This window comes from Mesorhizobium sp. B2-2-4 (assembly GCF_006442375.1).
GTDB lineage: Bacteria > Pseudomonadota > Alphaproteobacteria > Rhizobiales > Rhizobiaceae > Mesorhizobium.
Genome location: NZ_VFWB01000011.1, coordinates 176332 through 189679, shown reverse-complemented (window position 1 = coordinate 189679; position 13348 = coordinate 176332). Strand labels below are relative to the sequence as shown.

Sequence of the window (13348 nt, the reverse complement as noted above, 5' to 3'; positions counted from 1 at the left end):
CCCAGCCTCCATCCGCTGGCGATAAAACCGGACAACTCACGTGCTACCTAATCCGGACAACTCATGTGCTTACGACACAATGCGTCGTTGCGCTTGCGTTTGGAGCACTTCCCCTCTATATGCGCGCTCATTCCACACACGGACTTTGGTGTCTGCCCGGGAGAAATCCGGCTGAAACCTCCGGTGGCGTCGAGGACTTCGTCCGAAAATGCCTGTGTCCGTGGAGGCTAACCGGAAAGGAAAATGAGAATGGCTCTGCCTGATTTCAGCATGCGCCAGCTTTTGGAAGCTGGCATTCACTTCGGCCACCAGACCCACCGCTGGAACCCGAAGATGGCGCCCTATATCTACGGCGCCCGCAACAACATCCACATCATCGACCTCAGCCAAACGGTGCCGTTGCTGCACCAGGCGCTGAAGCAGGTTTCCGACACCGTCGCCAAGGGCGGCCGCGTGCTGTTCGTCGGCACCAAGCGCCAGGCGTCCGACATCGTCGCCGATGCCGCGCAGCGTTCGGCCCAGTACTATGTCAATTCGCGTTGGCTGGGCGGCATGCTGACCAACTGGAAGACGATCTCGAACTCGATCCAGCGCCTGCGCAAGCTCGACGAGATGCTGGCCGGCGAGGCGCAAGGGTTGACCAAGAAGGAGCGTCTCAATCTCGACCGCGAGCGCGAGAAGCTCGACAAGGCTCTCGGCGGCATCAAGGACATGGGCTCGACGCCCGACCTGATGTTCGTGATCGACACCAACAAGGAAGCGATCGCCATCCTCGAGGCCAAGCGCCTTGGCATTCCGGTCGTCGCCATCATCGATTCGAACTGCGATCCGGACAAGATCGACTTCCCGATCCCCGGCAATGACGACGCCGCGCGCGCCATCCAGCTCTATTGCGACCTCATCGCGAAGGCTGCCATCGACGGCATCGCCCGCCAGCAGGGCGCGCTGGGTGTCGACATCGGCGCTTCGGTGGAAGCTCCGGTCGAGCCGGTGCTCGGCGAAACTCCGGCGGCGGAAACTCCGGAAGCGTGATAGCGAGGGCCGGTCACGGCCTTCATCTTTCTAATATTTTGACGCGTTAAACGGACGCACCGTCGAGATTCGATGGTGCGTCGGCGCATTTGAACAAAGAGGCGACAATGAGCATTTCGGCTGCACAGGTCAAAGAACTCCGCGACTTGACCGGCGCGGGCATGATGGACTGCAAGGCGGCGTTGAACGAGACCAACGGCAACATGGAAGAAGCCGTCGACTGGCTGCGCAAGAAGGGTATCTCCAAGGCCGACAAGAAGGCAGGCCGCACCGCGGCCGAGGGCCTGATCGGCGTCGATTCCGGCGTGCGCGAGGCCGCGGTCGTCGAGGTCAATTCCGAGACCGACTTCGTCGCCCGCAACGCCGCCTTCCAGGAGATCGTCGCCAACGTCGCCAAGGTGGCACTGGCCTATGGCACGAGCGAGGCCGTGGCTGCCGCGAAGTACCCGGGTTCGGACAAGTCGGTCACCGACACCATCAAGGACGCCGTCGGTACCATCGGCGAGAACATGGGCTTCCGCCGTTCGGCCAAGCTCACCGTTCCGCACGGCGCCGTCGCGACCTATGTTCACAACGCGGTTGCCGACGGCCTTGGCAAGCTGGGCGTCCTGGTCGCTATCGAGACCACGGGCAACGAGCACGCGGCCAATGCATTCGCCCGCCAGGTCGCCATGCATGTCGCCGCCACCAACCCGATGGCACTGACCACCGAGGAACTCGATCCCGCGGCAGTCGAGCGCGAGAAGGCGATCTTCGCCGACCAGGCACGCCAGTCCGGCAAGCCGGAGGCGATCATCGAGAAGATGGTCGAGGGCCGCCTGCGCAAGTTCTACGAGGAAGTCGTGCTTCTGAAGCAGGCCTTCGTGCTCAATCCCGACATCACCGTCGAGAAGGCGCTGAAGGATGCCGAGAAGGAGATCGGCGCTCCGGCCAAGATCTCGGCCTATCTGCGTTTCGCGCTCGGCGAAGGCATCGAGAAGGAAGCGACCGATTTCGCGGCGGAAGTCGCGGCGGCGGTCAAGAAATAGCCCGAAGAACAAGTAAGGCTAAACGGCTCAGGCAACTCGGCCGGGTGTCCGCATGGATGCCCGGCCGATTTCTTGTGCGGTGTCGATGAAGGCCCTCAGCTTCGGCGCCATCGACGCCCGGCGCGGAAAGTAAAGGAAAAGGCCGGGTTCCTCGATTGTCGTCTTTGGCAGGATCTGGACGAGGCGTCCTGCGGCAAGATCGACGCGCACCAGCGGCTCGAACACATAGGCGAGCCCGACCCCTGCAAGCGCAAGATCGATCGCCGCCAGCGAATCGGTCACGACGGCCGTGCCACGCGTCTCGACCACGACCTCCTTGCCGTTGTCGTTCAAATCCCAACGATAGAGCGCGCCGGAGCGGACAAGCCTGTAGCCTATGCAATTATGGTTCGCGAGGTCGGCCACGTCGCGTGGACGGCCGCGCTTTCCGATATAGTCCGGCGAGGCGACCAGCACGGCCTTGAAAGGCTGCGTCAGCCGTATGGCGGTCATGTCCTGCGCGATCATCTCGCCCAGCCTGATGCCGGCGTCAAAACCTTCCCCGACGATATCGACCAGGGCTTGATCGGCGAAAACCTCGACCGTCACATCCGGATAGCGATCGGCCATGGCTGCGATCACAGGCGTCACCGCCAAAGGGATCGCGATGTTGGAGGCATTGATCCTGAGCAGACCGGAAGGCCGTCCCTTGACGCCGCGGATGCGGTCCATCCGCTCCGCGATGTCCTGAAGGGCAGGGCCCGCTGTCTCCACCAATGCCTTGCCGGCTTCTGTCAGCGAGACGCTACGTGTCGTGCGCGCAAACAGCGGCTGGCCGATGCGTTCTTCCACCAGCCGCACCGCATGGCTGACCGCCGACGGGCTCATGCCGAGCTCGGCCGCGGCAAGCGCGAAGCCGCCCCGTCGCGCCACGGCAACGATGACGGGCAGGTGGGTAAGCAGGTCCCGGTCCATTCATGAATGATATCGCATAGTCTTTGCAAACAATGCAATCTTATCGATGGCGGCGCGTTGATCCACATTGTCCTCGATACATCGTCGGCGGGCTGATTTTCCAGGAGACGAGACATGAATGCTTTGAAACACGTGACCTTCGCTGCAGGATTGGCGCTGGCGCCGATCGATGCCGGCGGAGCCGAACCGGCGGAGTGGCAGGCGCTTGCCGACGAGCGCGCGGTCATCCGCATCGCCGATGCCATCGACCGCGCCGTCGATGCACAGGACTGGAAACTTGCCCGCAGCTATTTCGCGGATCGGGTTACCGCGGATTTCAGCAGCCTGTCCGGACAGCCGGCGGCCAACATTGCCTCCGATGAGCTGATCGGCGCCTGGGCCGGCAACCTCAAGGGCGGCAAGACCAGCCTGCATCTGCGCACCAATCACCAAGTCGTTCTCGAAGCGGACACGGCGACCGTCCTGTCGAACGGCTATGCCTGGAACCGGATGGAAGGCAATGGCGAGCCGCTTTGGGAAGTCTGGGGCACATATGAGCACCACCTGACCCGCTCCGGCGCGGGTTGGAAGGTCGACGGCTTCACCTTCCGCGTGACCCATGAGCGCGGCAATCCCTGGGTCAAGACGACACCCGGCCAATAACCCAACATCAAACTCGATCGGAGAATATCATGACCATGAACTACTACACGCTTGGCAACAGCGGCTTGCGCGTCAGCCGGTTGGCGCTGGGCACCATGACCTTCGGCACCGAATTGGGCTGGGGCACTGACAGGGATACAGCCCGCGCAATCTTCGACGAATATGTCGAGGCGGGCGGCAATTTCTTCGACACGGCCGATCTCTATACCGGCGGCACCGCCGAGACCTGGCTCGGCGAATTCGTCGCCGAGCGCGGATTGCGCGACAAGGCGGTGATCGCCACTAAATTCACCTTCAATTCAGAACCCAGCAATCCGAACGCCGGCGGCAATGGCCGCAAGAACATCATGCGCGCCGTGGACGCCTCTCTGAAGCGGCTCGGAACCGACTATATCGACCTCTATCTCATGCATGTGTGGGACAGGCTGACGCCGGCCGAGGAGGTGCTGCGCACGCTGGACGACCTGGTGCGCGCGGGCAAGGTACGCCACGTCGGCCTTTCCGATGTGCCGGCCTGGTATGCGGGGCGGGCGCAGGCGATCGCAGAATTGCGCGGCTATGAGCCGATCTCGGCCCTGCAGCTCGAATATTCGCTGGCCGAACGCTCGATCGAGCATGAGTTCGTGCCTTTCGCCACGCATCATGGCGCCGGCGTCATGGTTTGGAGCCCGCTGGCCAGCGGCTTGCTCAGCGGCAAATATCGCCCGACGCAAGCCGGCAATGCCGGCCGGCTCGACGGTTTCCGCAACACCACGCATCCGAGCTTCCGGAAATTCAGCGACCGCAATTGGGCGATCGTGGCCGAGCTCGAAAAGGTGGCCGCCGAACTCGGCCGCAGCATGGCCCAGGTGGCGCTCAACTGGGTGGCGACGCAGCCCGGCGTCGCAACCGTCATCCTGGGCGCGACCAAGCTCGCGCAACTGCAGGACAACCTCGCGGCGCTGGATTTTTCGATTGCCCCCGAACTCCGCAAGCGGCTGGATTCGGTGAGCAGCATGCCGGCGCCGTTCCCGCATTCCTATTTCGGGCCCGAGATCCAGGTCAGGGTGGCCGGCGGTGTCGTGACCGGCGACAAGCCCTCCGGCTATTCGCCGCAGGTTCTGGTGGAAGGCGAGGCGGTCAGCATCAGCAGCAACTGATCGAAAAAGCCTGGGATTTTGCGCAAGGGCGCGGCGTGACATCGCCGCGCCCTTCGTGTATCGGGTCGAACCATCATGCCAGCGCCGCCAGGCGAAGCGGGGCAGTTTCGCCTCCTGATTTGCCGCGCCGAGATTTTCGAGGACCAGATGACGGTGAAGCCCCTCTACCGACGTGTCTTGCTGAAAGCGTCTGGTGAAGCGTTGATGGGCGAACAGCATTTCGGCATCGACGTCTCGGTCGTCGACCGCATCGCCGGCGACATCGCCGAAGCCCGCGCGCTCGGCATCGAGGTTGGCGTCGTCATCGGCGGCGGCAATATCTTTCGCGGTGTGGCGGTTGCCTCCAAGGGTGGCGACCGCGTCACCGGCGACCATATGGGTATGCTCGCCACCGTCATCAATTCGCTGGCGCTGCGCACCTCGCTGAACAAGATCGGCGTCGATGCGGTGGTTCTTTCCGCGATCGCCATGCCTGAGCTTTGCGAGAGCTTTTCGCAGCGCCAGGCAACCGCCTACATGAACCAGGGCAAGGTGGTGATCTTTGCCGGCGGCACCGGCAATCCGTTCTTCACCACTGATTCGGCCGCAGCACTTCGCGCCGCTGAAATCGGCGCCGACGCGCTGTTCAAGGGCACACAGGTCGACGGCGTCTATTCTGCCGACCCGAAGAAGGACCCGAACGCGACGCGTTTCGAGCGCATCAGCCATGCCGAAGTGATAAATCGCGGCCTTTCCATCATGGATACGGCAGCGATTGCACTTGCGCGCGAAAACAACATTCCGATAATCGTCTATTCGATCCACGAAAAAGGTGGTTTCGGCGATATTCTAAGGGGCGGCGGCCGCTGCACGGTCGTCGCGGACGATTGATCCGGGGCCTGATCGCGGAAAAGGCGAAAACCGGTTTCGAAATCAGGCTCGAACACGGGGCCTTGCCCCGAAAGCAGTGAACCCGCGTCAGACGGGTCGAGGAGACTAAGATGAGTGGTGAGTACGACGATCTCAAGCGGCGCATGGATGGGGCAATCGCCGCGTTCAAGCATGACCTGGCTTCGCTGCGGACCGGTCGCGCTTCCAGCAACCTGCTCGACGCTATCCAGGTGCAGGCCTATGGCACCAGCATGCCGATCAACCAGGTGGCCAATGTCACGGTGCCTGAGCCGCGCATGATTTCGGTGTCGGTCTGGGACAAGTCGATGGTGGGCGCGGTCGATCGCGCCATCCGCGAATCCAATCTGGGCTTCAACCCTATCGTGGACGGCACCAATCTCAGGATTCCGCTTCCGGAACTCAACGAGCAGCGCCGTAAGGAACTCGTCAAGATCTCGCATGGCTACGCCGAGAACGCCCGTGTCGCAGCGCGCCATGTGCGCCGCGACGGCATGGACTTCCTGAAGAAGGCGGAGAAGGACGGCGTCATCAGCGAGGACGATCAGCGCAAGCGCTCCGACCAGGTCCAGAAGCTTACCGACGAAACGATCAGCACCATCGACCACCTGCTTTCCGACAAGGAAGCTGAAATCATGCAGGTTTAGGGTCTGGCCGGCGGCTGGCCCGAAAGCGAGATCATGGCAACGCCCGCGCATGTCGCGATCATCATGGATGGAAACGGACGCTGGGCCAAGGCGCGCGGCATGCCGCGGCTCGCCGGCCATCGCGCGGGCGTAGAAGCACTGCGCAAGACGGTGCGCGCCGCGCCCGATCTCGGCATTTCCTACCTGACTGTCTATGCCTTCTCTTCGGAAAACTGGTCGCGGCCGAAATCCGAAGTCAGCGACCTGATGGGCCTGTTGAAGCTGTTCATTCGCCGCGATCTCGCCGAACTGCACCGCAGCGGCGTGCGCGTCAGGATCATCGGCGACAGGGCAGGGCTGCAGCCCGATATCAGGCTCCTGCTCGAAGAAGCCGAAGCGCTGACGTCGGCCAACGAGGCGCTGACGCTGATCATCGCCTTCAACTACGGCGGACGCGACGAGATCGTGCGCACGGCGCGCAAGCTTGCCTCGGCCGTCGCGCGCGGCGAGCTCGACAGCGAGGCGATCACCGCCGAATCCTTTGCCGGCTGCCTCGACACGCAAGGCGTTCCCGATCCCGAACTGGTCATACGCACCAGCGGTGAGCTTCGCCTTTCCAATTTTCTTCTGTGGCAGGCTGCCTATAGCGAGCTTGTGTTCCTGCCCTGCTATTGGCCCGATTTCAGCCGAGAGCATCTAGCCGAGGCCTTGCGCGAGTTCGCCGGGCGCGAACGCCGTTTTGGCGGGCTGGATCCGCAAGATGTCGCTTCGCGGCCGGCCGCGGGATGAGCAATCTCCAGCTTCGCGTTCTTTCGGCGGTCGTGCTTGCCATCGCGACGCTTGGCCTGACCTGGTTCGGCGGCCTGCCGTTCCGGCTGCTTTCAGCCGCGATTTCGGCGGTGATCTTCTACGAATGGACGCGCATGTCTCGCCCTTCCGGGACGACCGGGCTCGGTTTTTTGCCGGAAGCGCTGCTGCTGGTGTTTCTCGGCGCCCTGATCACCGGCCTGCCTGCCTTGTGGCTGCTGCTTCTAGTGGCTGCACTGGTCGCCGTCACGGCCATCGCCGCCCAACTGCGCGGGGCCGGGCAGTGGGATGCCTCCGGCCTTGCCTATGCAGCCGTCTCGGGTCTTTCCCTTGCGCTTCTGCGTGACGGCGACCATTCCGGCCTCGTCGCCATCCTGTTCCTGTTCGCGGTGGTCTGGGCGACCGACATCTTTGCCTATTTCGTCGGCCGGGCCGTCGGTGGCCCGAGGCTGGCGCCGTCCATCTCTCCCGGCAAGACGCGAAGTGGCGCGCTCGGCGGCGCCGTGGGCGGGGTCGTTGCGGGGCTCATCCTGGCCGTCGCCGCCGGTGCGGGCAACCTGCCAATGCTCGGTCTCGTCGCGCTCGCGCTTTCAATCGTCTCCCAGGCTGGCGACCTCCTGGAATCCTGGGTCAAGCGCCGCCACGGCCGCAAGGATTCGGGCGCGCTCATTCCGGGCCATGGCGGCGTCATGGACCGTGTCGACGGGCTTGTCGCGGCGGCTTTCGCCCTATACGTCATCGGCTGGATTTCGGCGGGCGCCGATCAGCCGGCACAGGGGCTGTTTCCCATTTGAACGGCATCGTTCCACGATCGATGCGGGCGCGCCTTGGATTCGCCTGGATTGATGTCACAGTCGCGGCGCAACGGTGTCGCGGAAGAACTGAGGATTTGAGTTGAACGAGATTCTTCACGCGATCTTCGGCATGGAAGGCTTCCTTCTCGGCACGCTCGTGCCCTTCCTGTTCGTGCTGACCGTGGTCGTGTTCGTCCACGAGATGGGCCACTATCTCGTTGGCCGCTGGTGCGGCATCGGCGTCAGGGCCTTTTCGATCGGTTTCGGCCCGGAACTCTTCGGCTTCAACGACAGGCACGGCACGCGCTGGAAGCTCTGCGCCATACCGCTTGGCGGCTATGTCAAATTCGTCGGCGACATGAACGCCACCTCCAGCCAGCCGTCGACGGAAGAGATCGAAACGCTGACCGACGAGGAACGCAAGGTCGCCTTTCACACCCAGCCGATCTGGAAGCGGGCGGCGACGGTGGTGGCCGGGCCGCTGTTCAATTTCCTGCTGACGATCGTCGTCTTTTCGGTGCTGTTTTCAGCCTATGGCCGCTATGTCGCGGAACCCATGGTGGCCGAGGTGACCGCCGGCAGCCCGGCGGCGAAAGCCGGCATCCTGCCCGGCGACCGATTCGTCAGCGTCGACGGCAGCAAGATCGAAACCTTCGGTGACGTCCAACGCCTGGTTTCGGGCCGGGCCGGCGACAGCATCACCTTCGTCATGCTGCGCGACGGCAAGGAAGTGACCGTGACCGCCACGCCGCAGCTGATGGAGCAGCAGGACGCGCTCGGCAACAAGGTCAAGGTGGCCGTGATCGGCGTCGTCAACAACCAGGAACTCGGCCAGCCCAGGCTGATCACCTACAGCCCCGCCGGCGCGTTGGCCGCGGCGGTGGAGGAAACCGGGCACGTCATCCAGCGCACCGGCCAGTTCCTGCAGCGTTTCGTCGTCGGGCGCGAGGACAAGTGCCAGCTCGGCGGCCCGGTGAAGATCGCGGACATGGCCGGCAAGGCGGCGAAGCTCGGCTTCGAATGGCTCGTGCAGCTCGTTGCGCTGCTGTCCGTGGGCATCGGCATCCTCAATCTTTTGCCGATTCCCCCCCTCGACGGCGGCCATCTCCTGTTCTACGGCGTGGAGGCCGTCATCCGCCGGCCGGTGTCGGAACGGATGATGGAAATGGCCTATCGGGCCGGTCTGCTTCTGGTTTTGGGCTTCATGGGTTTCGTATTCTGGAACGATCTGTTTGGATGCTGAAATCATGAAGAAATTTGGCTTCGGGATGGTCGATGTTGAGACGCCGTTTACCATGCACGGGGATATGAGTGACGCGAAAGCCACGCACCAGGGTTAAGTAAATACAAATTAACCAGAAGCCTTGCGTGTAGGGAAAATCCGGTTAATACGGTACGAGAAATTACCGCACGTCCGGTTTTCTCGCCGTGGGGACTACGAGAAAAGGTTATTAAGCCCGATGAAGGCAGCATCCAAGTTTTTGAGCGCCGCTTCCGCGGCAGCCCTGTCCGCGGCTTTGGTCGTGCCAGGTGCGCTCGCAGTGCAGTTCGTTGCCACATCGGCGGCCGAAGCCGCTGTCGTCAGCAGGGTGGAGGTGAGCGGCAACCAACGTGTCGACGCCGATACCATCCGCAATTACATCACCATCAAGCCGGGCAAATCCTTCTCCAGCTCCGACATCGACAGCGCGGTCAAGGCGCTCTTCGGAACCGGGTTGTTCTCGGATGTGCAGATCAATCAGGTCGGTTCGACGTTGGTGGTCAAGGTTTCCGAGTACCAGGTCGTCAACCAGGTGCTGTTCCAGGGCAACAAGAAGCTCAAGGACAACGCGCTTGCGGCTGCCGTGCAGTTGAAGCCGCGCGGCACGTTCTCGCAGGCGGCGCTCGACGCCGATGTAGAGTCGGTCAAGGCCGCCTACAGGCGTATCGGCCGTGACGATGCCGCCGTGACCACCGAGGTCATGCAGCTCGGCGACAACCGCGTGAACGTGGTCTTCCATGTCAATGAAGGTGATCGCACGCAGATCGCGGCGATCAATTTCGTCGGCAACAGCGCTTATTCGAGCCGCCGCCTGTCAGATGTGATCACGACCAAGCGCTCGTCCTGGGTTTCGTTCATCCTGCGCGACGACGTCTATGACGACGACAAGCTGCGCGCCGACCAGGAGCTGCTGCGGCGCTTCTACTACAATCACGGCTATGCCGACTTCCAGGTCGTGTCCGCTGTCGGCGAACTCGACAACGCGACCAACAAGTACACGGTCACCATAACCGTCCAGGAAGGCGAGCGTTATACGTTCGGCGACATCAGCGTCGAAAGCACGATTCCGGAAGTCGACTCGAAGGCGCTGGAATCGGTGGTCGAGACCCACAAGGGCGACGTCTACAACGCCAAGAACGTCGAGGACACCATCATTGCCCTGACTGAGAAGGTGGCCGGCTCCGGCTACGCCTTCGCGCAGGTCACGCCGCGTGGCGACCGCAATTTCGAGAATCATACGATTTCGGTGGTCTACACCATCGACCAGGGCACCAAGGCCTATGTCGAGCGCATCGAGATCCGCGGCAATGACCGCACGCGCGACTATGTCATCCGCCGCGAGTTCGACGTCAGCGAAGGCGATGCGTTCAACCAAGTGCTGATCCAGCGCGCGAAGAAGCGGCTGGAAGATCTCAATTACTTTGACAAAGTCGAGGTTTCGACGGTGCCCGGTTCGGCGCCGGACCAGGTCGTGCTGGTGGTCGACGTGGTCGAAAAGTCGACCGGTGAATTCTCTGTCGGCGCCGGCTATTCGACCGGTGGCGACACCGCCGGTCCGTCCGTCGAAGGATCGATCACAGAGCGCAACTTCCTCGGCCGCGGCCAGTTCATCAAGGTGTCGGCGGGTGGCGGCAAGAACTCGCGCGATTACAGCCTTTCGTTCACCGAGCCCTATTTCCTCGGGCGCCGTATCGCCGCCGGCTTCGACATCTACAAGCGGACCAGGGAATACGACGACTACGACAGCGATACTGTGGGCGCGACGGTGCGCTTCGGCCTGCCGATCACAGACAGCATCTCGACCCAGCTGGCCTACAATATCTCCCGGGAGAAGTATGAGGTAGACGACGGTTGCGATGCCACCGATGTAGATCCCAGCGGCACCTGCGACATTTCCAGAGCCGTGTTGGATGGCATCGAGCAAAGCCCTTGGATCAAGTCGTCGGTCAGTCTGGGACTGGTTTATAACACCATCGACGACATGAAGAACCCGCATGAGGGTATCTATGCCACCTCCACGGTTGAAGTGGCCGGCCTCGGTGGCGACGCCAAGTTCGTGAAGGTCACCGGACGCGGCAGCGTCTATCAGACGCTGTCCGAGCAGTTCGATCTTGTCGGCCTCATTTCGGGCGGCGCCGGCCATGTCGAAGGCTACGGCGGCGACGGCGATCTGCGCATCTTCGATCACTTCCAGAGCACCGATCGCATGATCCGCGGTTTCGCTTATGGCGGCATCGGCCCAGTCGACAGCGACGGTGCGGGTGACCACCTTGGCGGCACCACTTATTTCAACGCGTCGGCAGAGGCTCAATTCCCGCTGCCGGTCGTTCCAGAAAGCTTCGGTCTGCGCGGCGCGGTCTTTGCAGACGCGGCAACACTCTATGGCAGCAAGGTTGCCAATGATTTGGTTGACCAATCATCCGTGGGCATGAAATGGCGCGCCTCGGTCGGTGTCGGCCTGATGTGGGCTTCGCCGTTCGGTCCGATCCGTATCGACTATGCGATCCCGGTCAAGAAGGAAGCGAGGGACGACGTGCAGGAATTCAACTTCGGCATATCGACCCGCTTCTGACCGGCGGATGACGATGCTCCCGGGTCGTTGAGATCCGGGAGAAAATGTTCCGATCTAGCTGGATATAGCTTCTGGAATGACCGATCCGGTGTTCTTCGCGCCATCACGCCGGTATACGGCGGGCGAAGTCGCGAATCTGACCGGCTCGGTGCTTGTCGATTCCGGCCAGTCCGGCGTTTTCATCGACGCGCTGGCGCCTGCCAACGAAGGCGGCGAGAATGCGCTCGTTTTCGTCGATGGCAAACGCAATTCCGTGCTGATGCCGTCGCTGCGGGCTGCCGCTGTGCTGTGCCCGGCGGAGTTCGCCGGCAAGGCGCCTGCCGCCATCGCCGTCCTTGTACATCCCCGTCCGCAACAGGCATTCGCGCTGGTCGGACGACTGCTGTTTCCGACGGCGGCGACCCCGGGGCCAATGACCGGTGAAACCGGTATCTCGCCGCATGCCCATATCGATCCGAGCGCACATGTCGAGGAAGGTGCCGTCGTCGAAGCCGGCGCGGTGATCGGTCCTGCGGTGTCCATAGGCGCCGGCACCGTCATCGCGCCTCACGCCGTCGTCGGCCGTTCCTGCCAGATCGGGCGTGACGGCTATATCGGCCCGGGCGCCAGCGTCCAATATGCCTTGATCGGCAACCGCGTCATCATCCATGGCGGCGCCCGGATCGGCCAGGACGGCTTTGGCTTCGTTGCCGGCGCCAAGGGGCCGGAACGTGTTCCGCAGATCGGCCGCGTCATCATCCAGGACGACGTCGAGATCGGTTCCAATTCCACGGTCGACCGCGGCGCCATGTCCGATACGATCATCGGCCAGGGCACCAAGATCGACAATCTCGTGCAGATCGCGCATAACGTCCGCATCGGCCGCAACTGCATCGTGGCCGGACTTTCGGGTATCTCCGGTTCCGTCGTCGTGGGCGACAATGTCACCATGGGCGGCGGCGTCGGGCTTGCGGATCACCTGACCATAGGATCGGGAGCGAAGCTTGCCGCGAGAAGCGGATTCATGAGCAATGTGCCCGCGGGCGAGATCTGGGGCGGCTATCCGGCACAGCCGATGGCGGAAGCCATGCGCGAGATAGCCATGCTGCGCAAGCTCGCCAGGACCCGCAAACAGGGCGAGGGGAGCAATGGCTGACATCACCGGGACGACGCTGGAAGCAGTCGACATATTGGGGCTGATGAAGCTCCTGCCGCATCGCTATCCGTTCCTGATGATCGACCGCATCGTCGACATCGATGGCGACGAATCCGCCACCGGCATCAAGAACGTGACCATAAACGAGCCGCATTTTCAGGGTCACTTCCCCGAGCAGCCGGTCATGCCGGGCGTGCTCATCGTCGAGGCGATGGCACAGACTGCCGGGGCCATCTGCATCCGCAGTCTTCGCACTGAAAAGCCGTCGCTGGTCTATTTCCTGACCATCGACAACGCCAAGTTCCGCAAACCGGTCGTTCCCGGCGATCAGTTGAAGATCCATGTCAAGAAAATCAAGAAACGCGGCAACCTGCTCAAATTCGCCTGTGAAGCCCTGGTCGACGGCAACAAGGCCGCCGAGGCTGAGATCTCAGCCATGATGGTCACCGGCGACTGACAATCGAATGCTT

At 62.6% G+C, this 13348-nt stretch carries 13 protein-coding genes; 12 read left to right on the top strand and 1 reads right to left on the bottom strand.

The features are described 5' to 3' along the window. Positions 1–249: 249 nt before the first annotated feature. Both rpsB and tsf read left to right on the top strand, forming a co-directional pair. Positions 250–1032, top strand: a complete 783-nt coding sequence (rpsB, locus tag FJ959_RS25850; RefSeq protein ID WP_140498708.1) for a 30S ribosomal protein S2 — start codon at positions 250–252, stop codon at positions 1030–1032. 107 nt (positions 1033–1139) lie between these two features. Continuing rightward, entirely contained in the window at positions 1140–2060 is a 921-nt protein-coding gene (gene tsf / locus FJ959_RS25845) for a translation elongation factor Ts (RefSeq protein WP_140498706.1), read from the top strand. Positions 2061–2087: 27 nt separating this feature from the next. On the opposite strand, the gene FJ959_RS25840 is transcribed toward tsf, so the two are convergent. Beyond that, a complete protein-coding gene (locus tag FJ959_RS25840) occupies positions 2088–3014 on the bottom strand; it encodes a LysR family transcriptional regulator (protein ID WP_140525240.1) in 927 nt (308 codons plus the stop codon). A gap of 114 nt (positions 3015–3128) precedes the next feature. Between FJ959_RS25840 and FJ959_RS25835 the strand changes: the two genes are divergently transcribed. The 10 genes from FJ959_RS25835 (at position 3129) to fabZ (ending at position 13335) form a co-directional block, all read left to right on the top strand. Then, positions 3129–3656, top strand: coding sequence for a nuclear transport factor 2 family protein (locus tag FJ959_RS25835; protein ID WP_140525239.1), 528 nt, complete (start codon positions 3129–3131; stop codon positions 3654–3656). A gap of 29 nt (positions 3657–3685) precedes the next feature. Continuing rightward, positions 3686–4795 (top strand): aldo/keto reductase, encoded by a 1110-nt coding sequence (locus FJ959_RS25830; protein WP_140632827.1) that lies wholly within the window; start codon positions 3686–3688, stop codon positions 4793–4795. 147 nt (positions 4796–4942) lie between these two features. After that, positions 4943–5665: a UMP kinase gene (gene pyrH, locus FJ959_RS25825; RefSeq protein WP_140498986.1), complete on the top strand. Its 723-nt coding sequence runs from the start codon at positions 4943–4945 to the stop codon at positions 5663–5665. Between the two features lie 110 nt (positions 5666–5775). Further along, entirely contained in the window at positions 5776–6330 is a 555-nt protein-coding gene (gene frr, locus FJ959_RS25820; protein WP_140498698.1) for a ribosome recycling factor, read from the top strand. Between the two features lie 33 nt (positions 6331–6363). Next, a complete protein-coding gene (locus tag FJ959_RS25815; RefSeq protein ID WP_140498696.1) occupies positions 6364–7098 on the top strand; it encodes an isoprenyl transferase in 735 nt (244 codons plus the stop codon). Beyond that, a complete protein-coding gene (locus FJ959_RS25810; protein WP_140498694.1) occupies positions 7095–7910 on the top strand; it encodes a phosphatidate cytidylyltransferase in 816 nt (271 codons plus the stop codon). The genes FJ959_RS25815 and FJ959_RS25810 overlap by 4 nt, the downstream gene beginning before the upstream one ends. Positions 7911–8010: 100 nt before the next feature. Beyond that, complete coding sequence (gene rseP / locus FJ959_RS25805) at positions 8011–9153, top strand: RIP metalloprotease RseP (protein WP_140498692.1); 1143 nt, start codon at positions 8011–8013, stop codon at positions 9151–9153. 217 nt (positions 9154–9370) lie between these two features. After that, entirely contained in the window at positions 9371–11743 is a 2373-nt protein-coding gene (gene bamA / locus FJ959_RS25800; RefSeq protein WP_140560947.1) for an outer membrane protein assembly factor BamA, read from the top strand. A gap of 76 nt (positions 11744–11819) precedes the next feature. Continuing rightward, complete coding sequence (gene lpxD / locus FJ959_RS25795) at positions 11820–12878, top strand: UDP-3-O-(3-hydroxymyristoyl)glucosamine N-acyltransferase (protein WP_140498688.1); 1059 nt, start codon at positions 11820–11822, stop codon at positions 12876–12878. After that, a complete protein-coding gene (gene fabZ, locus FJ959_RS25790; RefSeq protein WP_140498686.1) occupies positions 12871–13335 on the top strand; it encodes a 3-hydroxyacyl-ACP dehydratase FabZ in 465 nt (154 codons plus the stop codon). The genes lpxD and fabZ overlap by 8 nt, the downstream gene beginning before the upstream one ends. Positions 13336–13348 lie beyond the last annotated feature (13 nt).